The organism is Methanospirillum lacunae (assembly GCF_003173355.1).
GTDB classification, from domain to species: Archaea; Halobacteriota; Methanomicrobia; order Methanomicrobiales; family Methanospirillaceae; genus Methanospirillum; species Methanospirillum lacunae.
Map to the genome: position 1 here is coordinate 378,612 of NZ_QGMY01000002.1, position 24,314 is coordinate 402,925.

Here is a 24,314-nt window from a genome sequence, read left to right on the forward strand (position 1 = left end):
ACACCGGAAAGGGATTAACAAACCAGACAAAAGTATCCCTATGTATTCCCGGATACCGGCCATTCTCATACTGCTCTTTATCACGGTTCTCCTGGCTGCTGTTACCTGCCAGGGGCAGGTTGCCGGAATATTCCTTGCCGTATGGACAGCCGTTCAGAACACGGGAAACAATACCAGCACCCTGCAAGGACCGGATGTCATTCCCAGTTCTGATACCGGTTTGTGTGTCGCTCCAGGCGATGAAGAATCATCCATTTCCAAAGGGAACGCCTATATGAAACAGCAGAAGTTCAATCAGGCGTATAACGCATTCAATCAGACATTACAGTGTAATCCGGCAAGTATCGAGGCATGGTACGGGAAGGCAGCAGCATTACAAACCTTGTGGAGAATCAGCAAAAAATTCGCAGATTATGCGGGTGATGCTGATGACTATCATGGTGCCGTCCTCTGTTACCGGGAGGCGAAAACCACCCATCCTGACGATCCGTCAGCCTGGTACGCGGAAGGAAAGAAGATATGTTTCCAGTACAATCAGGATCCTGAACCCGAGGATTCCCCGTATACCCAGGGTCTTGATGCATATCTTACCGCAGCAACACAATTTCCCCAGGCAGATGAAGGGGTCTGGTATGGGAAAGGAAGGGAGATATATCGGCAGAACCTGAACGCAGAATCAGTCAGGCAGCATGAGGAACAGTTCGATGCCTATGCACAGATTATGAAGATCGATCCCAGGAATGCCGATGTGTACCGGGTGATGGGGAATGCCCTCTATGATGAGGGGAAGGACAACGAGTCCTATGATGCATACCAGCAGGCGATCAGTCGCGATCCGGAAAATGCCGGAGCATGGTATGGCCTCGGGAATGTATTGCCCTCTTTTAAGCGATATGACGAGGCCAAAATAGCACATGAAAAGGCATTAGAGCTGGATCCGGAGCTGGGAAATACCTCATGGTACCCCCGCAACGGCTGTGCGATCGACCCCCGGAACAGCAGGGCTGAAATATGTGTTTCATCGGCTAATGTGCCGGAGAGTGGGTTTCGGGTGTGAGGGGGTGAGAGAAATTCTCTAAATGATACAGCGTTCTTGAAAATACTCTTCTGAAAAATCAGCTCTGTTGAAACCTATTTGATCTGTTTTGTGTGAGAATGCGTGCAGGAGTAGGTATTCGGCGAATCTGATTTACAGCGACATTCACCGGTATTCCCGTTATAGCATCCCATACTGACCACCTCCGGGTGACAGAAAGAATGATGACCTCAGAAAATTATACGAGTAGCATACCCCCGCCTGCGTTCCGCGTCCGGCAAGATTAAGAACTGTAGTGCGGGTTTTATCTATTCTAGAGTTTAGCATGTTTCGCCTCGAATTATGAGAATATCACCAATCGATTCTGGATACTCGCCCGATTCCATGAAACCTGGTCCGGCGTTCGTATGCCTGAATGATATCTTCTGAAACGGTCCTTGGCTCTGGCATGGAAGTTGTGATATCACCCGTGGACAAAGCCATATCACAGATAAGACCGGTGATATAAAAGAGTAGTGGGAAAATATAGGTGATCTAAACTAAGTATTCTTCATCCGGATCTTCTAATAAACGTCTACAATGTTCGAATAGAGTTACATCTTCGATTTCTCTTGCAGCTTGTTCACACTTTTCGAGCCAACTAACTTGCTCTTCTCGATTACCTAACGCTTGACAAATTCTTGAAATAAATAAAAATAATTGTGGATCGACTGTTTTTGATTGAGTAAAGGTGGTATAAATTTCCTTTAAGTCATCTAATTTATGATATTTTGAGAAAATAAAAATCAAAGATTCATCTAAAAAATATGAACTAATCGGCTTTTTTTCTTTTATTTCATCTAATATCTGATCTATCTTAATTTGCTCTCCTATTTTTATACATTCTTTGGCTGCATAAATTTTATCTGAGAAACTCCAAAATTTAAAATCACTATTTGAAACTTCATGATTATTTGAAAAACCAGTAAAGTCAGGAAATAATGTTTCCTTATTAATATTGAAACAGAGATCTAATTTCTCTAAAATTGTGTTTTTAATTGAATATGGTATGATGATCTTTTTATCATATTCTAAATCGGGCTTCCCGAATAAAAAAATGGATTGTTGAATTGGTATTCTCTGATTGATGTGAGGGGCTTCCCAATACCAATTCCTTGGATAAATAGTATAATCGTATGGATTGGTACGATTATCCTTACCTTCATCATCGGTAATATATTCATCCTCTTCAGGAGGTCCCCTCTCTATTCTAGGCAATTGAACTAAAAAGGAGTCAATTTTTTTCGTGGACAGTGAATAGTAATCTAATGAAGCATATTTTATGTGATCCTTAATATTGATAGCGAAAATTGCCCCATCTTTACCCTCATTTGAACAACATGCAAAATATAATGGGGGGAGACAATTTAATGAAAAGTCAACTAAACATGTGGCTGCTCCAAAATGTTGTAGTTCAGCCAGTATTTGCAAATCGTAAGGTCCAATATTTTTATCTCTATCGAATCCTTTTAATTTGTAATCATCTAAAATAGAATGAATATATTGAATATATTTTTCCATTTGTATTGGAAAATTTAGATTTTCAGTTTTGTATAGTGTTTTTCTAATTCGACGTGCTGCTGATGATGTTAACGGGTATTTTTTATTTGATTGCCCACGAAATGCATATCTTTGTGATTTGTCAGTAGTTATTGTATTTATTAAAGATATGTAATCTGTAATATTCTCAATGGATACTTCAATTTGATTGTTTCCATTTAAAACTTCATTAGCCATTATTAAGTAAATTTCTTTAAAAAATTATAAATTAGTTCTGGTTTTCATTTGCATATCGCAAGAATTCATCATCAGACTCAATCGTTGCTTTATCCAATCCATGACCGCAAATATGGCAATGCCGGGATATCGGGCTGTTCATCTCCTTACAATGAGGGCAGATCTTCGGCTCAAGTGCATCACCGGATACCTGGGTTGTCGTTGGTTCAATTCCATACAACTTACAGATCTCCCGGTCTATATCGGCCACGGTCAGATGAGCATAACTGATGAACATCAGGGAATCTATAGACCCCCACATCATGAGTTTGATGACAGATTCCCCGACACCCTGTTGAATGAAATGGGTGATCCGGGAATGTCTGAATATATGAGGGGTGATATGTTTGGTGATACCTGATCGCTGGCAGATTCGGCCAAGTTGCCTGGCTACAGCCGGATAGGTGAGAGGGCATCTTCTCTCATTGAGAAATACGAAGGCATCATCAGTGATCTCTTCCGGGTAATCACTCTTCCATTTGATCAGGTGTTCTTTTGACATGACCAGTCTGATGTACCGGGGCTTTCCGGTCTTGAACGTGACATTCACGATTACCCCGGTCCCATCGAATTTCAAGGCTCCCCATTTCATCTCTCCGATTTCTCCAACTCGAAATCTGCCTTCATATAATGTGATGAGAAGTGCCCTGTCTCTGGGGGTCATGCAGGCGGTAAGGAGTGCCTGAAGTTCATCATTTGTCAAGAGATCTGATGCTTTTTTTGTGCTGACCTTTCTTCGAAGTTTTATTGCTCGGATTTTTTCTCAGAAATGGATATCTCTTTATTTTCGATGAGCCAGAGAAAGAACCGCTTGCAGATATGGATGATATCGACCCGTGAATTTTGAGAAAATGGACTGTCACGTGCTGATAATGCCGAATTAAGTTTGTCTATTCCCGGTATATGTCTGGAATTGTATTTTCCCGGTAGGGTTTGATGAATCGGCGAAGAGTGATAAGGTTACATGTGATCTTTTGAGCCCGTCTTATACTAATATTGTTGGTGATCTTTCGCTCAGTAATGAAGGCAGAGATGAGGAGGGCATCATCCTGGATAATATGATCTTCACGAATTACACGAGCGAGAGCCCTATCAGCATAATCTATTTTGACACAATGAAACCTGCCGTTATCAGACAGTAAACGGCGGGGTACATGAACAGGCATCTGACTGGATCGAAAAAATGATTGTTATCGCGATACACGCGAATTTATGCGATAACCGGAAACTCAAACAACGGGTTCAATACCCTTTTATGTTTTATATATGCCTGAAATCGCAGCACACCTCGTAATTATTTGAATTATTCTATATAGATATGATAATTATGGTACCCCAAGTTTTGATAAAAAGAATCTGTAGATAATTTTTTTCCAAAATTTAACTATGGTATGTATAAAAGATATTCAATCGAGGAACAATTATTTGAACGTCACTATCTCAAAAAAAAGAAACATCACTGATCACTCTTTCTTTTTATTTTCCTTACATACAGGATTTTACAGATTGAAACTGACAACCCCTTATCCTTCGACTGGGCATGAAACTTCTGAAGTTGTCTGATATCTTCTTACATCAATGAGTGTTCCCTGATGCTGTATCTCTTCAGCCATATTATAGAGCCGCTTGGCAACCTCGCCCTCTATATAATCCTCGCCACAGACCTCACAGATCTCAGCCGGCACATCACGCATAACCAGAGTAAAATCATCGCGAGTGAGAAGTACTGACGTAACTCCGGGCTTTGTCTCTCCCCGCTTACACATAATACATTTCATAGTTCCCTCCTGGTTTTCCCTGAAACAAAGTGATCGTCATCAGGTTCGTATGCGGTAATAACTATGATATCACCAGCATCACAGTTAAACGCAGCGACAACATGAAGCATCCGAGCACGGGCAAACCCACAAATCAGATAACTTGGCAAAGGATAATCATCAGGATACTGTTCAATTACCTTTCCGGTGAGGATGATCTCTTCAATATCGTCCTCCGAGATACGCCGAATATACATTTGTTCGAATGCATGCCTGCGGATAGTTATTTTGTGAAAACCAAAATCCGGAATGACTTCTGACAAAGTCCTGGATCTATTTGAAGGACTATCCATATGTTCTCCAGATTTTAATACAAACCAAGATGAACGATCTATTCATCCTATTATCCATTACTTTTCTTTTACAAGGTTTATTATTTCTGGATATCATTCCGTATTCATTTCTCCATCCTAAACATCGCCGTTTTTTTCCTCGGTCATTTATCGAGTATATTCCTCACCTGCTCTGCTATGAGCAAATATACCTGACCATCCACCGGAATCGTCACCTTCACACCCTGAGTTGCTTCCGAAAATCTGCCCGGAAATAATAATAAGATATATAAATAGGTGTATCAATCAATATATTTCTGATAATTATGGCCCATGCACCAGGTTATTCAGTTCCTTCAAAGGAGCACATAAATCAATAAATTAAAACACGTTCACGAATATCTTGTTCAGGAATACCGGATATCAGAGATTGGACTTTTTGGATCGGTAGTCAGGGGAGAAGCCACTTCACAGAGTGATCTGGATATATTAGTGTCATTTTCTGAAACCCCGGATATGTTTACCTTTATGAGACTGGAGCAATATTTAACAGATACACTTGGAATAAAAGTTGACCTCGTACTTAAAAACTCATTAAAACCCCATATCGGCAAGAATATTCTTTCTGAAGTTGTGGACGCATGAATCGGGATTACCTGGATTATCTGCTGTATATTTGTCAGATGATAGATAAATCACGAAATTTCCTCGGTCATATCTCCAGCAGATCCCTGCGGGAAGACGATCCAATTGCGGCTATCTCATGCTTTTCGGATTCATTACGGAATCATGAGTAATAAAATACGGGCTCTATCCTTTATTTGGCCCATAAATCTCTATCAAATAAGAGTATTGATCCCTCCTTGCGGACAAAAAAATTTCACATACACACACACTCGCACACCTTCACAAAGATGATATCCTGCACTATATGATTTCACATATTCCGTAATAAGTACATAAAAAATTATTATTATTACTATTATTATGATCTAGGCCCGGATATTACGTGAATTCATCACGGAAATATTCTGCATTATGTCCGAAACATTCCGAAACTTCGCATCAATACTATGTTCATCAGAATAATTGATTAGAAAGTTTTTGAAAAAAAGTAAACCGGCCAAAGGCCGTTTGTTCAATGCGATAACCGGGGATTGAACCCGGGCTAAAGGCTTGGGAAGCCTCTGTCATGCCACTAGACTATTATCGCAGATGCGATATTCTATTGGACTTTTATTCATTTAAAGATTTATTAGTCGCACCTACTTCTTCCCGGAGATTCTGGATCTCATGAAGCATCTCCCGCTGGTATGCAAGCAACATGTCAGACTGAATACCAAACATGAAAATCTGAAGCCCGGCGATGACCAGCATCATGGAGAGGATGGTGAGTGGAATATGATCGATCTTTTTGAACCACTCACTGATAATATACAGTCCCATGACCACACCGGACATGGTAATCACAGCACCAATAAGCCCGAAATAAAATATCGGATTATTCAGTTTGGCAAGCCGGTAAATTGTCCGTCCGATCTTGATACCATCATGAATGGGATCAAGTTTCGTGACAGTCCCAACCCTCACCCCGTACTTCACCGGGATGACAGCAATCCGATCTTTGTTCTTGACTGCCTCTGATGAGATCTCGGTCTCAATACCGAACCCTTCTTCATACAAATGCATTCGTTTAAGCGAAGAAAGGGTGAATGCCCGGTACCCGGAGAGAATATCATACAGGTACCGCCCGTGAGCCACCTTAAAGAGCCAGTTGAGAATGCGATTCCCGGTAAGGTTCAGCCGGTGAAATGATGAGTAATTATCCTGTACGAGCCGGTTCCCGATTGACTGATCATGCCCCATTAAAAGAGGCTTCAGAAGAAGCACTGCATCTTCAGGATCATACGTGCCATCACCATCAAGGAGCAGGATATAGGGTTTTTCCAGGACTGAGAGTGCCTGAATAAATGCATTGCCTTTTCCTTTTCCGGTCTGAACAACGACCCGGGCTCCTGCAGTTGTTGCAATCTCCCGTGTTTTATCTGAACTTTTTCCATCGATCACCAGGATGTCAGAATATCCCAGTTCAAAAAACCGATGAATCAGGCCGCCAATTGTAGGTTCTTCATTCAGAGTTGGAATGAGCACACAGACCTGATCCTTCTCGATATCCATTATGTACATATTATCGCATGGATATATGGTTCTTTCATGCAACTCCAGAAATCAGGTATCCGGGTTTTAGGGATTGCAGAGAGCTGTTCATCACGGGAGAAGTCCCATCTCTGCGGTGTCGTGATGCGTCGTGACCTCCATGTTGATGGATTTGTCTTTGGAACCGTAACCGTCGGAGGTGACGACGCAACCAAAGAGATACTCAGAATGATCAGAGAACTAAACCGCCAGGACCTGAATCTGATCATGCTCAGCGGATGTGTCATCGCCTGGTATAATATTATCAATCCGTCAGAAATTCACACATCGACAAAAATCCCGGTTATCTGTGTCTCATATGAAGAATCTGAAGGACTTGTGGATCACATCCTGCTTCATTTCCCGGGAGATGTTGACCGAGTTGCCAGGTACCAGAATCTTGGAGAACGAACTCAAGTTGCACTACCTACCGGGTATTCTCTTTTTGCCCGGGGATGGGGACTCACAGAAAAAGAGATGACAAAGGCTTGCAGACTTTTCACTCATCATGGTAAAATCCCTGAACCACTCAGGGTTGCCCGCATTGCAGCCCGGAGTATGACAGAATATCTCAGGCACGAAACTGATGCTGCGATATGATCCGGTAACCTGTATGGTCTGAATAAAAATTCTCTTTCAGCCAGTCCTGCATGTAATATGAGTGAAGAAGATTCCCGGTCAGGGGAGTCAGAGAATGATCATTGGATTTTTGAAAAATCCGGAGCTCCACAAGATCTCCAGGGCGGTAATATCCATTGGTCAGATCGATCCCGATCTCTTCATTCGGCGAGAAAAAATCACCTCTGCATCCGGTTCCTCCAATCGTTGCGACACCAAAATGCCTGGTTGGGATAAAATCCGTTCCGTGTAGCGTATAAATTTTCGCATAGAGTTTTTCGTGACCGTTATAAAACTCTGCCATCAGATCACTGTTCTTATATTCAACAGTGCCTTTATTTTGAATATTAACCCGGCTGGCATCATTCATAGTGCCCGAGGGGGTCGTATGAAGAACGGAGGTTACCTGAATTATCGGAGGTGCAAGGTGATCCTGGGAATTAAAGGATAAGAAACTCAGCAGAAAGATGAGAACAATCGCGACAAGAATGAGCGTAACTGCCACCAGGATGATTGCTCCTGTCGTAGAGGAGTCTCCTGGTTCTTTATGCATAATATAAAAACTGCACAAAGTCCTATCAAGATTACGAAATTACTTTCAGAAGTTAAAGAAAAAAAGTTAGAAGTTGTTGATGTACCGCTCGATTTCCCATGGGTGAACGGTAAGGCGGTAGTCATCAGTCTCTGCAATTGCGATCTCGGTGAGGTTATCGACAACGTGCTTTCCGAGTGCGTCACAGATGACCTTGTCCTTGAGAAGCTCGTCGTTTGCCTCTTTCAGTGAACCTGGAAGCATCTCGATACCGAGCTTGACACGCTCTTCTTCGCTCAGGTGATAGATGTTGACATCGGTTGGTGCCGGTGGCATGATCTTGTTCTTGACACCATCGATACCTGCTGCAATCATTGCTGCGAAGAGAAGGTATGGGTTACAGGTTGGGTCCGGGCTACGGAGTTCTGCACGGGTACTGTTGCCACGTGCTGCCGGGACACGGATCATTGCTGAGCGGTTTGCTGCACTCCAGGTGATGTAGACCGGTGCTTCGTATCCTGGAACCAGACGCTTGTATGAGTTAATGGTTGGGTTGCCAAGACGGGCGATTGCCTTTGCGTGCTTCATCAGACCGCCGATATAGTATAATGCAGTCTCTGAGAGCTGCTTGTCTGCCTTTGCATCAAAGAACGTGTTCTTGCCGTCTTTGCTGAGTGAACCATGGCAGTGCATACCGGTACCGTTGATTCTTGCAATCGGTTTTGGCATAAAGGTGATATGCATGTCATTGAGCAGTGCAAGGGTCTTTGCTGCAAACTTAAAGGTGATTACCTTATCTGCAACTGCGAGTGCGTCTCCGTACTTAAAGTCGATCTCGTGCTGTGAGTCTGCGACTTCGTGGTGTGATGCTTCGATCTCAAAGCCCATGTCAGTAAGGGCAAGAACGATCTCACGACGAAGGTCTTCTGCCTTGTCATTTGGAGCGAGATCAAAGTATCCACCATGGTCTACGAACTTGGTCGTCGGGTTGTCTTCCTCATCACGCTGGAAAACAAAGAATTCAAGTTCAGGACCGGTGTTAAAGGTGTATCCGAGTTTTTTGGCTTCTTCGAGATTCTTCTTAAGAACGTATCGTGGGTCACCTTCGAATGGCTTGTCACCATAGGTGTACACATCACAAATGAACCGTGCGACCTTCTTCTCTGATGGTCTCCATGGGAGGATTGCGTATGTGCTGATATCGGGCTTGAGAATCATATCTGACTCATTGATTCTGGTGAATCCCTCGATGGATGAACCATCAATCCAGATTCCCTCAGTGAGTGCCTTCTCAAGCTGGAAGGTCGGAATTGCGACGTTCTTTGGAATACCAAGAATATCGGTGAACTGAAGTCTGATGAATCCTACATCATCAGCCTTTACCCGAGCGATCATCTCGCTGACCTTTGCATCTGACATTGAAACAAGCTTCTACCTTGCAATATAAAAAAATAACTTTTGCGATAGAAATAACTAAATGGCAATAGGCAAAAAACGAGATCAGGTTGCTCAGTAATACAAGACAACCGGTTTTACCTTTCCTATACTGAGCGGTATGATGTGTATATAGTTTAGGTACATGATATTTATCAGAATCTGATAAACACTGCCGGTTATCACACACTTATTTTCTTGCCGGATGGTTTATTCCATCTACTCATGTTAATATGATCGAAGAACGTATAAAAGAGGTTACAACAAAAAAGCCTCCAGCCGGGGAATCATATCCGGATGTAAATGGCAGTATAATTGCCGACTTTTTGGTGTATGTGGTGATATGTGCGGAATAATAGGCGTGATTGATAAGACTCGCGAAACGATGGATGGGTCTGCAATCAGAGAAGCCCTCGCGATTATGGATGAACGAGGCAATGGTGAGGGCGCGGGATATGCTGCATACGGAGTATATCCGGATTACGCAGATCTGTATGCAATACATGTATTTTATGATAATATTGTCGAACCCAAGGAAAAAGTCGAGGAACTGCTTGAAACCTGGGGAATGGTTGAGCATGATGAAGAGATCCCCACCCATGAAACCGGCCGTATAAAGAAGGTCCATATCCCATGGCGATATTTCTTCAGGCCAAACCGGAAACTGATGCCACAGAGTGACACTCCTGAAGATGACATCGTCACTCAGCTGGTGATGCATGTTAATACGAAAATACCCGGGGCACTCGTCTTTTCATCAGGAAAGAATATCGGTGTCTTCAAGGCATCAGGATGGCCTGAAGAAGTTGCAGACTTTTACCGGGTTGAGGATTATGAAGGATATCTCTGGATAGCTCACAACCGGTATCCAACAAATACAGCAGGCTGGTGGGGAGGAGCTCATCCATTTAATCTTCTGAACTGGAGTGTCGTCCATAACGGTGAGATCACATCATATGGAACAAACCGGAGATATATCGAGAGCTTTGGATACATCTGCCGGATGTACACTGACACTGAAGTAGTTGCATACCTGATGGACCTGCTTGCAAGAAAGCACAGGCTCAGCCCTGAGCATGCAGTCCGTGCACTCGCCCCTCCGTTCTGGGAAGAGATCGAACGGATGGAACCCTCAGAGCAGGAACTCAATACTGCAATCCGCCTAACTTACGGCCAGGCAATGATGAATGGGCCATTTGCAATAGCAGTGGCATCCCACGACTCACTCGTAGGATTCTCAGATAGGATCAAACTGCGGCCTCTCGTCATCGGTGAACATGATCAACGTCTGTATGTCTCAAGTGAAGAGGCAGCAATCAGGACCATGGACCCTGATGTCAAGAAGATCTCAATGCCCCGTGCAGGTCAGCCTATCGTTGGGAGGGTTGTGGCATGATCATCGGATCACGCCCGCTCAAATTCCAGGTAACCCTTGATCATGATCAGTGCATGCTCTGTGGCCGGTGTGTTGATAACTGTTCTTACAATGTCTTCCGGATGGAAGATGGAAGAATAAAAGTCAACTCCCGGAATTGCGTTGCCTGTCACCGCTGTCTATCCCAGTGTCCCCGTGATGCAATCATGATCACAGAACGGCCATGTGATTATCGAAGTCACCCGGTATGGACTGACCGTGTTCGTGAAAATGTCTATAAGCAGGCTGAATCAGGAAAAATTCTCTCCGGTGGAATGGGTAACACCGGGGATTATCCTATTATATTTGATAGGATAGTTCTGGATGCCTGCCAGGTTACCAACCCAAGCATTGACCCTCTTCGCGAACCGATGGAACTCCGGACATATATTGGTAAAAAGCCACGAAAGCTCGATATTACCTATGGTCCGGGCAATGATGTCGAGTTGAAAACTAAGCTTGTGCCAAACCTCAAACTCGAAACCCCGATCATGATCGGGCATATGAGTTATGGAGCAATCTCTCTGAATGCCCAGATGGCAATGGCTAAAGCGGTTTCACGAATCGGATCATTTATGGGAACCGGTGAAGGAGGACTCCATGAGGGACTCTACCCGTATCAGAACCATATGATTGTTCAGATTGCATCTGGTCGGTTTGGTGTTGATGTTAATTACCTGAACCGGGGAGCAGCCATTGAGATCAAGATCGGACAGGGAGCAAAACCCGGTATCGGTGGACACCTTCCCGGTGAGAAAGTCTGTGCAGATGTCTCATGCACCAGGATGATTCCTGAAGGCAGTGATGCAATCAGTCCGGCTCCTCATCATGATATCTACTCAATCGAGGATCTCAAGCAGCTTGTTCTCAGTCTGAAAGAAGCAACAGAACATCAGAAACCTGTATTCGTAAAAATTGCAGCAGTTCATAACGTCGCAGCAATTGCAGCCGGTATTGCAAGGTCAGGTGCTGATGCTGTGGTTATCGATGGATTCAGGGGTGGAACCGGTGCAGCACCGGCTGTCTTCAGAGACCATGTAGGTATTCCGATTGAAGCAGCAGTGGCAGCAGTAGATACCAAACTCCGTCAGCAGGGAATCAGGAACGAAGTTTCAATCATCGCTTCCGGTGGTATCAGACACAGTGCTGATGTCACCAAGGCGATATGTCTCGGTGCAGATGCAGTATATATTGGAACGGCTGCACTGGTTGCGATGGGATGCAGGGTCTGTGGAACCTGTTACCGGAACCTCTGTGCCTGGGGAATTGCAACGCAGCAGCCTGATCTTGTTGCCCGTCTCAACACTGATGAAGCATCGAGAAATGTTGAAAACCTGATTCATGCATGGACACTTGAACTGGCAGAACTGATGGGAGCAGCCGGAATCAACAGCATTGAGTCACTTCGTGGAAACCGTGACCGGCTCAGGGGATACATGCTTGATGAGTCGATGCTGAATGTTCTTGACATTAAACCGGTGGGGGCCTGAGATGTCTGTTGTTGAGATCGATGCAAAGGGCATGCATTACACCCCTTTGAATAAACTGATCAGGCAGGCTGTCGCAGATGGTGTAGACGAGATAGTGCTGAAGAATGTGATGGGCCAGCGGTTCATCGGTGACGGACTTACCGGGAATGTCAAGATAACAGTTGAAGGCGTTCCCGGTGGCGACCTGGGCATGTTCATGAAAGGGCCCACTGTCATCGTGAAAGGCAATGCAGATCATGCTCCCGGTAACACGATGGATGAAGGTCTTATCGTCATTCACGGAAGCAGTGGTGATGCGACAGCACACAGTATGCGAGGAGGCCGTGTTTATGTCAGAGATGACATCGGATACCGTGGTGGAATCCATATGAAACAGTATATGGAGAAAAGACCGGTCCTTGTTATCGGTGGTAATGCACGGGCCTTCCTTGGTGAATTCATGGCAGGAGGACTTATCGTCCTGCTCAGACTTGGCGAAAAAGAACCTAAACCATTTGCCGAGATGAGCCTAGCAAGTGGTATCCACGGCGGGGCAATCTACATCAGGGGACCGGTAGAGAAGTGGACACTTGGGATCGGTGCATCTGCACGTGAAGCAACAACAGAGGATCTTTCTGTAATTGAACCGTTTGTCAAAGAGTTTTCTGAGCACTTCGGTTATAATCCTGCAGATATTTTATCATCTTCCTTTACAAGGATAGCACCGGTTAGTGCCAGACCATTCGCTAGTAAGTATATCTGGGAGTGAGCAGATGGCTGATACAAAGAGTTACAAGGATCTGAGCAAGGAGGTCTGGGACGCAGGTACTTGCAGCGGATGTGGAGCATGTGTGGCTGTATGTCCTGCTGATGCACTGTTTTTCATTGAAGAGCCCGGAATTAATCATCCCTCCTCATCAGGGTACTGTAAGATGGCAATTGATTCTGTCCCCTGTGGGGCATGCTATGATGCTTGTCCCCGGACACGTGAACAGAAAAAAGAAACCCTCGGTTCATACAAAAGCCTGCTCAAGGCCAAGGCAACAGGCCCTGTTCCTCACCAGCAGAACGGAGGTGCTGTAACAGCAATTCTGATGGCAGCACTGGAGAAGGGTTTGATTGATGGTGTTGTCACACTTACAGAGGACCGGTGGAGTCACCGCCCACGTTCGATCCTGATAACAAATGAAGGTGAACTGGTTGAACATGCGGGCTCACGATATAACTGGTCTGTGCCGGTTCTCCGATCACTTAAGGCAGCAGTTGTTGACAGGAAACTGAAACATATCGCCGTCGTGGGAACACCCTGTGTCGTGCAGGCAGCACGAGGCATGAAAAATTCTAAAAATGATCTTCTGGTTCCGTATGGAAGATCCATTCGTCTGATTATCGGGCTCTTTTGCACAGAGAGTTTTGATTATCATACCCTGATGGAAGACATTCTGAAACGTTCAGGTCTTGCACCTCATCAGATTGCCAAGATGGATGTCAAGGGAAAACTGGAGCTTACTCTTACAGACGGTTCATCCAGCACACTCTCACTTGATGAGGTAGCAAAAGCAGTACGGCAGGGATGCCATACATGTGGAGATTTTTCTGCCCTTGATGCAGACATTTCTGCAGGTTCAGTAGGAACTCCTGCTGGATACACTACGCTGGTGGTTAGGACTGAAGATGGTGAGGGATTTGTTGAGAACGCTGTATCGACTGGCAAACTAACTACCGAACATGAAGTCGATACCGGAATAATTGAAAAACTTGCAGCTTCAAAACAGAAGCGATTGAACTAATCTCTTTTTATACATCTTTTGATTTGATTGCGAAACGATCATGAATATATAGAACTATTAAGAGATAGATAGTAGGATACCAATATCTGATAGCCAATGGACGATAGCAGTTCTGAAGATATCCCCCCTCACAGTCGGCTCAGTGCTGGCTGCACACTCTGTTTTGAGGGGGCTAAACTGGTTCTTTTTGTTACCGGCCTCTGCCAGAGAACATGCTGGTACTGTCCGTTATCCGGGCAGCGAAAAAACAAGGACGTCATTTTTGCAAATGAGCATGCGATCACTTCTCCTGATGAGATGATTGCAGTTGCTCATAAGATGACCGCACTAGGCACCGGGATTACCGGAGGCGAGCCGTTTCAGGTTATTGATCGACTGGTCACCTATGCAACAGCGTTAAAAAATGAGTTCGGGCCTTCCCATCAGATTCATCTTTATACAGGAATTGCCCCATCTCGTGATCAACTGATGCAAATCCGGGGCCTGGTTGATGAAATAAGGCACCACCCTCCCCATGAAACCTGGTCCTCTATTAAAAACAGCGATTTTCATGAATCCATCAAAACTGCCAGGGAACTGGGATTTGATGTAGGGGTAGAAGTTCCATCCCTGCCTGGAATTGAGGCATTTCTTGCAATAATCGATGACCTTGATTTTTTGAACATCAATGAATTAGAATGGGGAGAGTCGAATGCCTCTGAAATGCGGGGTCGGGGTTTTGAACTCCGGGGCGATGTATCAAACGCTGTCAGAGGTGGAAAAGAAGCAGTCGCACCGATCCTCTTTCATTCAAAAGTTCACTGGTGCTCATCTGATTTCAAAGACCGGGTGCAGCTCCGGATGCGTCTGAAGCGGATAGCATCTAACACGGCACGGGAATTTGATGAGATCACCCCTGACGGCACAATCGTGTACGGCGTTTGTGAATGTGACGGCGGGACGTCACCGGTTCCTGATGATCTGGATACAGATCTGTATTCCCGGTTTGATGATCGGATAGAGATGGCCTGGTGGGCTCTTGAATCACTAGTTGAAGTTATGCCTGGCAAAAAATATGTTATAGAACGATACCCTGATAACGGGCTGGTTGTTGAGGTGACTCCTCTATGATACGGTCTCTCATTGAACCTCTCTATGAGTACTTCATCACTCGTCAGTGTCAGCATATTCCTACGCACATAGCAATCATCCAGGATGGTAACCGTCGTTTTGCCAAAAAGAAAGGACTGACTACATCCTATGGTCACCGGGTTGGGGCAGACCGGACTGAAGAGGTTCTTGACTGGGCACAACAACTTGGAATCCGGTATATCACGCTGTACATATTTTCAACTGAAAATTTCAATAGGACTGATTCAGAAGTCTCTGATCTTTTTACCCTGTTCAAGGAAAAACTGGCAAGCATCATCGATGATGAACGGGTTCACCGATATGGGATCAGAATCCAGATGATCGGTGATCGGGAATTGCTTCCAGAAGATCTCAGAGATGCAGTTGAGCGTGCAGAAGCAGCAACAGCTCACTATGATAATTTTTATCTGAACATGGCCCTGGCGTATGGTGGCAGAAATGAGATTCTGCAGGCTACAAAGAATATATTAGGCGATGTCAGGGATAGTAAAATAAAAACAAGTGATATATCTGAAGATCTTCTTGAAGAATATCTGTACGGTAAGAATATAACAATTCCACCAGTGGACCTGATTGTCAGAACCGGTAACGAGTGCAGGATGTCAAATTTCCTTCCATGGCTTGCAAATGGTCATGAATCGGCAGTTTATTTCTGTGCTCCGTACTGGCCGATGTTTAGAAAACTCGATATGCTCAGAGCTATCCGGGTTTATTCACAGCGAAAGGCAATGCTCAAACAAGTAGAAGCATAATGATATTTTTTTAAAATTTCGATTTAAGATATTATCACCTGATTTTTCTTTCTTATCTGAACCAGGGTAAATGTAATGATTATTTAAGAAGTTTAATACTGACTCGGATTCTACCCATCCGATATCAAGTTGGTTTACGATCTGATTGATCTTTATAATCTGGTTTTCGAATTCGGCAAATTTGTCAGGACAATAAGATTCTGTCAATAAAGCAATAATTGTGAGTGGATTTCTGATTCCATTATGAAGTATGGCGAGTTCAGCAAAATTACGCTTGATTTGAGTTAATGCTATAGTTTTCTCTACCTCAAGTTGCTTTTCCCTGGTGATATCTTTCCCTGGGTTATGACTCCAATAGGGCATCCGTTTGATCATTTATCGTTGTAGCATTCCAGATAACAGGGATTAAAACTCCGTTTGGACGGATAATTGGCATCTCTTTTTCTTATATTCTCCCATGAACCATATCAATATTAAAAAGGAATTATTTGGTGATGCTGGGTACCTTAATGGGTTAATTGTCAAAACAACCTGTGATTTGATAAACCATCCAAAAGTCCGACATAGCCGAGGGTTACAGAAATTGATGCCCAAATAATTAGGATGTATCCCTAATGTACGGCTTCTGAAGTGAAACGATAAAGGGATAATTTTAACCACTTGAAATATCTATTATCACTTCTAGGTATCACATGATTTCACATTATAAATCGATTTTTGACTTGTCTCCAGGATTTAAAGTAATAGGCAGAAAATAGGTGACGGTTCAAGAAATTTTGTCGTTTTGTATTAAATTTCCTATAAATAGCATCTCATGTTTGAGTGCCGATTATTATGCGCCAAACCGTCGTATACGAGACTGGAAATCACGAAAAGACCTTAAGATATCTACTTTTCTGAGTTCTCGCCAGTTCAGGTCCAGGAAAAATAATTCTGAGTACACTGATTGCCAGATCAGAAAGTCAACCAGGTGCGAACCCCCAGTCTTTATAACAAAGTCCGGCTGATGCTGAAAAGTCAGGTACTCTTCAAGCTTCTTCTCATCAATATCCTGTGGATCGGTGTGTTCATCTGCCATCTTCCTGATGGCATCAATGATCTCTTCACGTCCTGATTTCCCTACTGCCACTGCAATAGGTATTCCTGATCCTGAATCCTCGGTAGTTTTTCCATAATGCAGGATCAGATGTGCCTTACTTGAAATGGTTCTTATTACATTGAGATAAGGTGGATTGGGTTCAGGATCCCTGGTACTGATATGAATTGTAATACTTATAATTCCAGAATCATTTCCATAATGTCTAACAACATCTGATGATATTGAAAGACACCAATCTACCACCTGATTTATCTTTCCCGGGTCGTCCCGCATCTCCTCATCAGAGATCATAAAGCAGAGGTACCGGGGAATACGCTCCAGGTTTCGCGCGATCCACCATTCATAAAACCTGTATAACATGGGCGTATTCTCCAAATATGGGGGCAATATTATCTGATGCGAACCAAATAGCCGGAATTTGAATCATTCATCCCGCAGGTTGGTTCTTGGACCAGCCTTATTAGTTTTTTTCATGAAGTATAAAAGGATTCGATCAACCTCTTTCTTTTTTCTTTCCTTTGATCTGGCACAGTTAATATAATTGCAGGTCAACTGATAAACAGAGCGATGTACAAATACCTTACCGGTATCGATAATATTGACCAGCGGACAGGTGGTTTAAACCCGGGTACAAATCTCCTCATCCTCGCTCCAGCATTTACGAATGGTGAGCAAGTCGCAACGTACCTTGCAAAACCCAGGAAGGGGGAGTATATGATAGTCCTGACTACCGAGAATCAGGCAACAGATTTGCTTGATTTTTTCAAAGGAAATAATATAGATACAAATTATATTGGAATTATAGATGCAATCAGTAAAAGTAGTTCAGGTCCGGGGCAGGATAGTCAGAAAGTAAAATATGTGGGTAGTCCGAATGACCTTACCGGGATGGATATCAGATTCTCTCAGCTTACTGAAGAAATTATGAAAGGAGAGTTCACTGAAGATCTAAACCAACTCTTTCCTACTCCAATCAGATATTGTGTTCTCTCACTTACATCCCTTCTGATGTTCCGTAAAGTAGATGTTATCTACCAGTTTCTTCACATCATCACTTCAAAACTAAAGAAGATGGGTTCTATTGGGGTATTTCTGATAAATAGTGAGTCATTTGATCAGAAGACCATAGCTATCGTAAAACAACTGATGAATATGGTTGTTGAGATAAAGAGTGACGACAACGGTACATCAATGCGAATTCAGGGAACGATGGGAGTTGCAATGAACTGGAAACAGTTCCAGGTGGAGAATGGGTCAGTCATCTTCACGTCCTGATTTTAAACAATTAACGTTAATCTGACCCGAAATTATAACTGAAGATACTATGTTGACATTTGTAGGCCTTGGCCTCTACGATCTTGATGATGTTTCGCTTAAAGGTATGCATGCCATAGAAGAGGCTGACCATGTTTACCTTGAATCATACACGTCACGTCTGATGGGAACAGACCTGGCAGCAATGGAGAAACGGTACGGAAAACCGGTCCATATCCTAAAACGTGAGGATGTTGAGCAGCATCCTGAATCGGTTCTAGCCGCTGCAAAGACTGGCAATGTTGTATTTCTGACTGGGGGGGATCCCATGGTCTCAACAACTCATTCTGATATCAGGATACGAGCTGCAGAGCAGGGTATTTCAACCCGGATTGTCCATGGAGCATCCATTGCAAGTGCAGTATGTGGTCTTTGTGGACTGCAGAATTACCGGTTCGGTAAATCCTGTTCCGTTCCGTATCCTGCAAAGAACTGGTTTCCAAAAACTCCGTTTGAAACAATAAAGGCAAATCAGAAAGCAGATCTTCATACCATCGTCTTTCTGGATATCCAGGAAAATAGATACATGAGTATCAGTGAAGCTGTTGAGATTCTTGAGAAACTCTCTGCTGAAGATGGCACTCGAATTCACTTGTACGTGGGAATAGCACGGGCTGGATCGCCTGAACCTGTTGTGATTGCAGGATCTGCAGAAAAGATGGTAAAAGCAGACTTCGGATCTCCACTTCATATTCTGGTTATCCCGGCTCAGTTACATCCAGTTGAAGAAGAGTATCTTAGAACCTTTGCGGATCTGTGAAAGTTATGAATCCAGGATCGTTAGAGCAGTACAGATCTGATCTATCTCTGGCATATTCCAATGCAGGATCATTTCAACTACCAAAAACCCCGCTTGGTGCTGTTACTGCTGGCATCAGAGAGATGATATCTTCCTATCTCACTGATTCAGAGGTCTTTTATCAACGGGAGGACCTCGTAAATGAATACGCTGCCCTTCTCTATGCACATGGCTGGTTTGATGCGGCTATCTATCTCGGTTATCTCACTGGCCTGACTCCGCCAATCTATCTTCCTGAAGATAAATCCATCCCTTGTGATCAACATGAACGGCTTTTAGAAAAACGTAACCGGTATGAATTGATGTTACATGATGCACTTGGATCTATAGAAATTGCACCTCCATCCGGTTCACCGCTCTATACTGCGGCAGTTTATATCAGAAAAAAAGGTGAAGATGTATTTTTGAATAATCCTGTGACTGGATATATGCAGGAATTAGGACTGATTAGTTATGGCTATGGGTGGATAGATGCCGGACTCCGTGCAGGGTTATTCAACATTGTGGCAAATCCCCATCTTTTTACAACTGAAACTGATCCTGATCTGTGATCAGGGTTTTCTCCGTGATTCAAGTTCTGCATAAACCGCTGATGGGTCGACCTCTGCAGCCTTGAGAGCAAGTAGAGTGTGGTATAGCAGGTCAGCAGCTTCGCTGGCAATTGCTTTCGGTTCTTTATTTTTTATAGCGATGATAAATTCAACCGACTCTTCACCCACCTTTTCAAGAGCCTTGTCAACTCCTTTGCGGTGTGTTAAAATATGGGTTGTATATGACCCTTCAACAGGATGAGCAGCCCGATCTTCAATAATCGTCCAGAGTTCTTCAAGAATGGCTGAACTGGTCATGCGGCCTCTCCTTCCGGAAAGACCTCTCCGACCTCCATTCCAAAAAATCTTCTAACCAGAGCACGTGCTTTTTCAATTGTACATCCATTCTTTCCGATGGCGATTCCTACTTCACTACGGGTAGCCACGAATGTATTGATCTTGCTGGTGTCAGGATCGATTTCTATCCTGAGGATTTTTGCAGGTTTGAAGATATTTGCAAGAAAGTCATCAAGCTTCTCGGCATACTCAACCATCTCTACTTTTCTGCCAAGAACATTCTGAAGTCTTCTGATATTATCTCCTTTTTTACCTATTGCGTATCCCATGTCACCAGCTTTTATTACGTAAATAATGCGGTCAAATTTTTCGTCGATGACACAATCGAGTGCAGTGGATTTGGTGAGGATGCGGATCTCCTCGATATATCTACGCTCTTTAAATCCAAGTGTACGTTCCATGAATGAACAATCTCCATATTCGCTGAGAGAAGTATCCGATAGATGGCTTTCCGAAATAACAAAAGATCCATACCCTCCCCTGGCATATAGTGAAAATACAGGGGCTGGAATATATTGAACATTTCTTTTGACTGGAAGACCGTTTTAATATTGCCGATATAATACTTAATAATTACTTTTTATTCGGTTGTTACTATCTAAAATTACTACAGAAACGGAGATCTCAAGTGAGAGATTAGAAGTGAGGCAGTGCCCGCTGGCCGCTGCCTACCCGGGGGTGTGATCCGAGTGTTGTACTGATGGGGAGCCGTGCTACCGGTGCGTAGGATGATCGCCTAGAGAGTAGTGAACGAAGTGAGTCTATGGATGTAGTAAACTTGGTCCCATCTACAAATTCAAAATTCAGTGCCTTGCCTGAACTTGAAAGATATGCAATTCCTGCAAGAGCACCGACATATTGTTTCCAGTTGGTACGAAGTTTGTATGTACGGGCTGATATTGATCCACGTAGTGCCTGGACAAGTTCATCAACCTGAATACCATATCTTCTTCCTTCGATTACTACTTCTACAATCTCGGTTGGGTTTCCTGTTTCATCAATGGTTACCATGCGGCTTTTCTGAATAAATCCTGCTTTTTCCAGCATAATCTTCACGTTCCTGTCTATTGATACCATTCGGGAACGTGGTATATAAAGGCTAAAATAACAGGGTGAAAGTGTTTGGAAATATTATTGATTTAAAAAAATATTTGATATAAATTCATATTTTTAAAAAAATTACAATAATTCGAGTGAATAATGTGGGTGGTTCACTTTCGCAAAACTCAAAATTATCTTTCCCTGACTCCGGATCGAGGGGTCAGGAATGATCGTCCCATCTGTTCAAGTTCCTCCATCTCCAGAAATGACGGGATAATAAATGAGGTATTTGTCATAACTGCTTCAGCTAGTTCACGATACCTGCCTGCCTGATCAGACTCCGGCTCATATTCGATTACTGTCATGGTGTTGAGCTCAGCATGCTGGACTATTTCATCCCTAGGAATATACGTGAGGACACGTGATCCAACTGATTTTGCGAATGCCTCAACCAGTTCTTTCTCCCCCGGTGTATTACGGGCATTACAGATAATTCCTCCAAGACGACAGATTTGTCGGGAATTTTGGGATATTCTGGCGATGGCTTTACAAATATTGTTGGCTGCGTACAGTGCCATCAGTTCGCCTGAAGTCACCAGATAGATCTCCTGGGCATATCCTTTTCTCATTGGCATGGCAAACCCGCCACAGACCACATCTCCAAGAACATCGTACAGGATAACATCCCCTTTGAATGCATCAAGCCGTTCAAGGAGTTGGAATGTGGCAATTATCCCCCGACCTGCACAACCAACCCCTGGTTCCGGTCCGCCTGCCTCGACACACCGGATCCCCCTGTAGCCCTCAAAAATGACATCTGAAGAACCAAGGTTTGCTTCTCCCTTTTCTCTGATCAGGTCCAGAACTGTAGGGATCAGCCTTCCCTGCATCAGCATCCGTGTGCTGTCACGTTTAGGATCACACCCGATCTGCATCACGGCAAGGTTCCGATCTGCCAGAGCTGCAGAAAGGTTAGAAGAGGTGGTAGATTTCCCAATACCCCCTTTGCCATAGATGGCGATCTGTTTCATTGCTCATACGTGGGAGTGGGAGTGGTATAAGGATTTTAGTGTAACACGGTATGATTTGATTATGTGAAAGGAAATGTCAGGTATTCTAAAGTATACAATTGAATCTCTTTCATTTCATCAGGCATTTTTTAAAAAAGGGTTTTCTGAATCAATCAAATGTTGCCATTATCCTTTCAATTGTTTAGAATCAATGTGTATCCGGTGATTGATGATTTGCCAGGAGATGATAAGTCGCACGAGATCTGAACCTGCAATGACCTCCTTTCCTGTAAAAATATCTATCGGATGAACATCTGTCTGTTTTTCGATGTTACGTTCAATCCTGTGAATTGTCTCGTGGGAGAGTTCTCCATCTATGGTCAAAGATCTGATCCTGCGATTATCGAGATCAAGGGTCCCACATTCCAGTAAGAAATCATGGGTTGAACGGGTAAAAAGTCCGCACAGATCGATATTGAGTTCGACATCTTCAAAGCAGGTTTCGGGAGGTTTCATGCCAAGAGTAATTCGGTAGACATTACGGGAAATCCCGAGTGCTTTGCTATATCCAGAATAAGCGATTCTGATGACTGTTCCCGCTGATGCACGCTGTGGGAGGACAAACCTTCTGTAATCAGGTTCACGTTTCTGGATCTCCTCAAGGGCTGCCTCGGGAGTGTAGTTTCTTTTGCCAACATCTCGTCTTAATTTCCAGTCGTACTTTACTTCATTATCAGGATCTACGAAGATGGTGTAATCCATGTGCTGTAATAGAGCAGGTGTGGCAAAGGGATGGAGCCCCTCAAGAATAATAAATTTTGTCGGGTAAAATGTAATCGGATTTTGAAATGTTCCGGTTGCATGCGAGTACACCGGTTTTTCTATAGGTTTGCCCATTTTCAGGGTTGCAACATCACGTGCCAGACGGTCTAGATCATTTGCTACCGGATTGAGAGGAGTGATCTTCCGTTGCGCCCGTTCGTTCCGGTCATAAAGATGGTAATCATCCAATGTAATTGTTGAAACAATATCAGGTCCGAAGATTGCAGTGATAGCATCTGAAAATGTGGTCTTTCCGGATCCTGAATCACCTGCAACGCCAATGATATAGATATATGACGATGCCTGAATGCTGTCGTGAAAAGTAACCCGTGTCATTTGGTTTGTAAAAAAATGGAATATTCTGGCAGATATCTGCTTTAATAGGATTATTTTGCACTGGTCCACAGACCATGGACTGTGCAGTATTCTCTTGCAACTACGTCAGTTGTTTCACAGGGGAATTCTGCTTCTGGTTTTTCACCGGGAGAGAGTCTTTTGATGAAGTAATAGGCTCCACCATGAACCTCGATCCATTCAATGTAGTGCTTTTCTTCCATCGGATGAGGCACTTCACCACACTTGACAAGGATACCTGTTGCAGTTTTCTCAATAACTGGAACATGTTTTTCCTTTCCCTGATCTGCAGTTTTTTCTACCTGTTTTACCATATCAGCGCCGCAACAAACCAGGTTGCCGGCAGCCGGGTGAAAAACAACGGTAATATTTCCACACTTCTCACATTTGTATACTTCATAGAGTTCTGTCATGTTCTCCTCTTTGCAGACTGAAAGGATTCTGCACGTACTGTTGATTTAGCAGACTGTGAGATAATGATTGTTATCACCGAACGTTCGTAATGACAATAATAAATGAAGAGCGGAAAAGCGGGATATTGGATAGCATATTCAGAGTAAAGCGGAAGGTCCCGCCTGGAAAAAAAGGAAAATCCGGGTCTTTATAATACAAATAATAATAATTATTATATTATTATGTACTTAAAGCGGGAGCTTACGTGTATGTATTATCTTCCATACCCGTTATCCTTATACTCCATATGCATCTAACT

The 24,314-nt window shown here is 43.6% G+C and carries 28 protein-coding genes and 1 tRNA gene; 13 read left to right on the plus strand and 16 right to left on the minus strand.

The window, feature by feature from the left end:
* The first annotated feature begins 40 nt into the window (after positions 1–40).
* Positions 41–1,057 carry a tetratricopeptide repeat protein gene (locus tag DK846_RS02100; protein WP_109967258.1) on the plus strand — a complete coding sequence of 339 codons (1,017 nt, stop codon included), beginning with the start codon at positions 41–43 and terminating at the stop codon, positions 1,055–1,057.
* A gap of 513 nt (positions 1,058–1,570) precedes the next feature.
* Here the strand turns inward: DK846_RS02100 and DK846_RS02105 are convergent.
* The 5 genes from DK846_RS02105 to DK846_RS02125 form a co-directional block, all read right to left on the minus strand.
* Positions 1,571–2,812, minus strand: a complete 1,242-nt coding sequence (locus DK846_RS02105; RefSeq protein WP_109967259.1) for an FRG domain-containing protein — start codon at positions 2,810–2,812, stop codon at positions 1,571–1,573.
* A gap of 31 nt (positions 2,813–2,843) precedes the next feature.
* Complete coding sequence (locus DK846_RS02110) at positions 2,844–3,554, minus strand: site-specific integrase (RefSeq protein ID WP_109967260.1); 711 nt, start codon at positions 3,552–3,554, stop codon at positions 2,844–2,846.
* Positions 3,555–3,741: 187 nt separating this feature from the next.
* Positions 3,742–4,017 (minus strand): hypothetical protein, encoded by a 276-nt coding sequence (locus DK846_RS02115; RefSeq protein WP_109967261.1) that lies wholly within the window; start codon positions 4,015–4,017, stop codon positions 3,742–3,744.
* A gap of 357 nt (positions 4,018–4,374) precedes the next feature.
* Complete coding sequence (locus DK846_RS02120) at positions 4,375–4,629, minus strand: type II toxin-antitoxin system MqsA family antitoxin (protein WP_109967262.1); 255 nt, start codon at positions 4,627–4,629, stop codon at positions 4,375–4,377.
* Positions 4,626–4,961, minus strand: a complete 336-nt coding sequence (locus tag DK846_RS02125; protein ID WP_109967263.1) for a DUF4258 domain-containing protein — start codon at positions 4,959–4,961, stop codon at positions 4,626–4,628. Before DK846_RS02125 ends, DK846_RS02120 begins: the two co-directional genes overlap by 4 nt.
* 351 nt (positions 4,962–5,312) lie before the next feature.
* On the opposite strand from DK846_RS02125, the gene DK846_RS02130 reads away from it, so the two are divergent.
* Positions 5,313–5,585 carry a nucleotidyltransferase family protein gene (locus tag DK846_RS02130; RefSeq protein WP_109967264.1) on the plus strand — a complete coding sequence of 91 codons (273 nt, stop codon included), beginning with the start codon at positions 5,313–5,315 and terminating at the stop codon, positions 5,583–5,585.
* 497 nt (positions 5,586–6,082) lie between these two features.
* Here DK846_RS02130 and DK846_RS02135 read toward each other — a convergent pair.
* Positions 6,083–6,153: transfer RNA gene (locus DK846_RS02135), tRNA-Gly, on the minus strand.
* A 23-nt stretch (positions 6,154–6,176) separates the two neighbouring features.
* Complete coding sequence (gene aglJ / locus DK846_RS02140; protein WP_109967779.1) at positions 6,177–7,118, minus strand: S-layer glycoprotein N-glycosyltransferase AglJ; 942 nt, start codon at positions 7,116–7,118, stop codon at positions 6,177–6,179.
* A 36-nt stretch (positions 7,119–7,154) separates the two neighbouring features.
* On the opposite strand from aglJ, the gene DK846_RS02145 reads away from it, so the two are divergent.
* The gene (locus DK846_RS02145; RefSeq protein WP_109967265.1) at positions 7,155–7,736 is read left to right on the plus strand and encodes an endonuclease dU; all 582 of its coding nucleotides are present in this window, start codon (positions 7,155–7,157) and stop codon (positions 7,734–7,736) included.
* Here the strand turns inward: DK846_RS02145 and DK846_RS02150 are convergent.
* Together DK846_RS02150 and glnA are read right to left on the minus strand one after the other, a co-directional pair.
* Entirely contained in the window at positions 7,708–8,307 is a 600-nt protein-coding gene (locus DK846_RS02150; RefSeq protein ID WP_109967266.1) for a type IV pilin, read from the minus strand. The genes DK846_RS02145 and DK846_RS02150 overlap by 29 nt on opposite strands.
* A 66-nt stretch (positions 8,308–8,373) precedes the next feature.
* The gene (gene glnA, locus DK846_RS02155) at positions 8,374–9,705 is read right to left on the minus strand and encodes a type I glutamate--ammonia ligase (protein WP_109967267.1); all 1,332 of its coding nucleotides are present in this window, start codon (positions 9,703–9,705) and stop codon (positions 8,374–8,376) included.
* Positions 9,706–9,953: 248 nt separating this feature from the next.
* On the opposite strand from glnA, the gene DK846_RS18105 reads away from it, so the two are divergent.
* The 7 genes from DK846_RS18105 to uppS all read left to right on the plus strand — a co-directional run bounded on the left by DK846_RS18105 (position 9,954) and on the right by uppS (position 16,276).
* Positions 9,954–10,076: a hypothetical protein gene (locus DK846_RS18105; protein ID WP_281269807.1), complete on the plus strand. Its 123-nt coding sequence runs from the start codon at positions 9,954–9,956 to the stop codon at positions 10,074–10,076.
* Entirely contained in the window at positions 10,064–11,116 is a 1,053-nt protein-coding gene (locus DK846_RS02160; RefSeq protein WP_109967268.1) for a class II glutamine amidotransferase, read from the plus strand. The genes DK846_RS18105 and DK846_RS02160 overlap by 13 nt, the downstream gene beginning before the upstream one ends.
* Positions 11,113–12,624 carry a glutamate synthase-related protein gene (locus tag DK846_RS02165; RefSeq protein ID WP_109967269.1) on the plus strand — a complete coding sequence of 504 codons (1,512 nt, stop codon included), beginning with the start codon at positions 11,113–11,115 and terminating at the stop codon, positions 12,622–12,624. The genes DK846_RS02160 and DK846_RS02165 overlap by 4 nt, the downstream gene beginning before the upstream one ends.
* Before the next feature lies 1 nt (position 12,625).
* The gene (locus DK846_RS02170; RefSeq protein ID WP_109967270.1) at positions 12,626–13,372 is read left to right on the plus strand and encodes a GltB/FmdC/FwdC-like GXGXG domain-containing protein; all 747 of its coding nucleotides are present in this window, start codon (positions 12,626–12,628) and stop codon (positions 13,370–13,372) included.
* 4 nt (positions 13,373–13,376) lie between these two features.
* A complete protein-coding gene (locus tag DK846_RS02175) occupies positions 13,377–14,393 on the plus strand; it encodes a Coenzyme F420 hydrogenase/dehydrogenase, beta subunit C-terminal domain (protein ID WP_109967271.1) in 1,017 nt (338 codons plus the stop codon).
* A 96-nt stretch (positions 14,394–14,489) separates the two neighbouring features.
* Positions 14,490–15,503, plus strand: a complete 1,014-nt coding sequence (locus DK846_RS02180) for a radical SAM protein (RefSeq protein ID WP_109967272.1) — start codon at positions 14,490–14,492, stop codon at positions 15,501–15,503.
* Positions 15,500–16,276 (plus strand): polyprenyl diphosphate synthase, encoded by a 777-nt coding sequence (gene uppS, locus DK846_RS02185; RefSeq protein WP_109967273.1) that lies wholly within the window; start codon positions 15,500–15,502, stop codon positions 16,274–16,276. Before DK846_RS02180 ends, uppS begins: the two co-directional genes overlap by 4 nt.
* An 832-nt stretch (positions 16,277–17,108) precedes the next feature.
* Here uppS and DK846_RS02195 read toward each other — a convergent pair.
* On the minus strand, positions 17,109–17,735 hold the full coding sequence (locus DK846_RS02195) for an undecaprenyl diphosphate synthase family protein (RefSeq protein ID WP_109967275.1): 627 nt from the start codon (positions 17,733–17,735) through the stop codon (positions 17,109–17,111).
* Between the two features lie 207 nt (positions 17,736–17,942).
* Between DK846_RS02195 and DK846_RS02200 the strand changes: the two genes are divergently transcribed.
* From DK846_RS02200 to DK846_RS02210, 3 genes are read left to right on the plus strand one after another with little or no spacing between them, the layout of a single operon-like run.
* Complete coding sequence (locus DK846_RS02200; protein WP_109967276.1) at positions 17,943–18,650, plus strand: DUF7504 family protein; 708 nt, start codon at positions 17,943–17,945, stop codon at positions 18,648–18,650.
* A gap of 49 nt (positions 18,651–18,699) precedes the next feature.
* Positions 18,700–19,449, plus strand: a complete 750-nt coding sequence (gene dph5, locus DK846_RS02205) for a diphthine synthase (protein ID WP_109967277.1) — start codon at positions 18,700–18,702, stop codon at positions 19,447–19,449.
* Between the two features lie 5 nt (positions 19,450–19,454).
* Positions 19,455–20,039 (plus strand): DUF357 domain-containing protein, encoded by a 585-nt coding sequence (locus DK846_RS02210; RefSeq protein WP_109967278.1) that lies wholly within the window; start codon positions 19,455–19,457, stop codon positions 20,037–20,039.
* Here DK846_RS02210 and hisE read toward each other — a convergent pair whose 3' ends face one another.
* The 6 genes from hisE to DK846_RS02240 all read right to left on the minus strand — a co-directional run bounded on the left by hisE (position 20,040) and on the right by DK846_RS02240 (position 24,015).
* The gene (gene hisE / locus DK846_RS02215; protein ID WP_109967279.1) at positions 20,040–20,336 is read right to left on the minus strand and encodes a phosphoribosyl-ATP diphosphatase; all 297 of its coding nucleotides are present in this window, start codon (positions 20,334–20,336) and stop codon (positions 20,040–20,042) included.
* Complete coding sequence (locus DK846_RS02220) at positions 20,333–20,776, minus strand: NusA-like transcription termination signal-binding factor (RefSeq protein ID WP_109967280.1); 444 nt, start codon at positions 20,774–20,776, stop codon at positions 20,333–20,335. The genes hisE and DK846_RS02220 overlap by 4 nt, the downstream gene beginning before the upstream one ends.
* A 235-nt stretch (positions 20,777–21,011) precedes the next feature.
* Positions 21,012–21,422, minus strand: coding sequence for a hypothetical protein (locus tag DK846_RS02225; protein ID WP_109967281.1), 411 nt, complete (start codon positions 21,420–21,422; stop codon positions 21,012–21,014).
* Between the two features lie 185 nt (positions 21,423–21,607).
* Positions 21,608–22,447 (minus strand): Ni-sirohydrochlorin a,c-diamide reductive cyclase ATP-dependent reductase subunit, encoded by an 840-nt coding sequence (cfbC, locus tag DK846_RS02230; RefSeq protein ID WP_109967282.1) that lies wholly within the window; start codon positions 22,445–22,447, stop codon positions 21,608–21,610.
* A gap of 165 nt (positions 22,448–22,612) precedes the next feature.
* Complete coding sequence (locus DK846_RS02235; RefSeq protein WP_109967283.1) at positions 22,613–23,584, minus strand: phosphoribulokinase; 972 nt, start codon at positions 23,582–23,584, stop codon at positions 22,613–22,615.
* 50 nt (positions 23,585–23,634) lie between these two features.
* On the minus strand, positions 23,635–24,015 hold the full coding sequence (locus tag DK846_RS02240) for a desulfoferrodoxin (protein ID WP_109967284.1): 381 nt from the start codon (positions 24,013–24,015) through the stop codon (positions 23,635–23,637).
* Between the last annotated feature and the right edge of the window lie 299 nt (positions 24,016–24,314).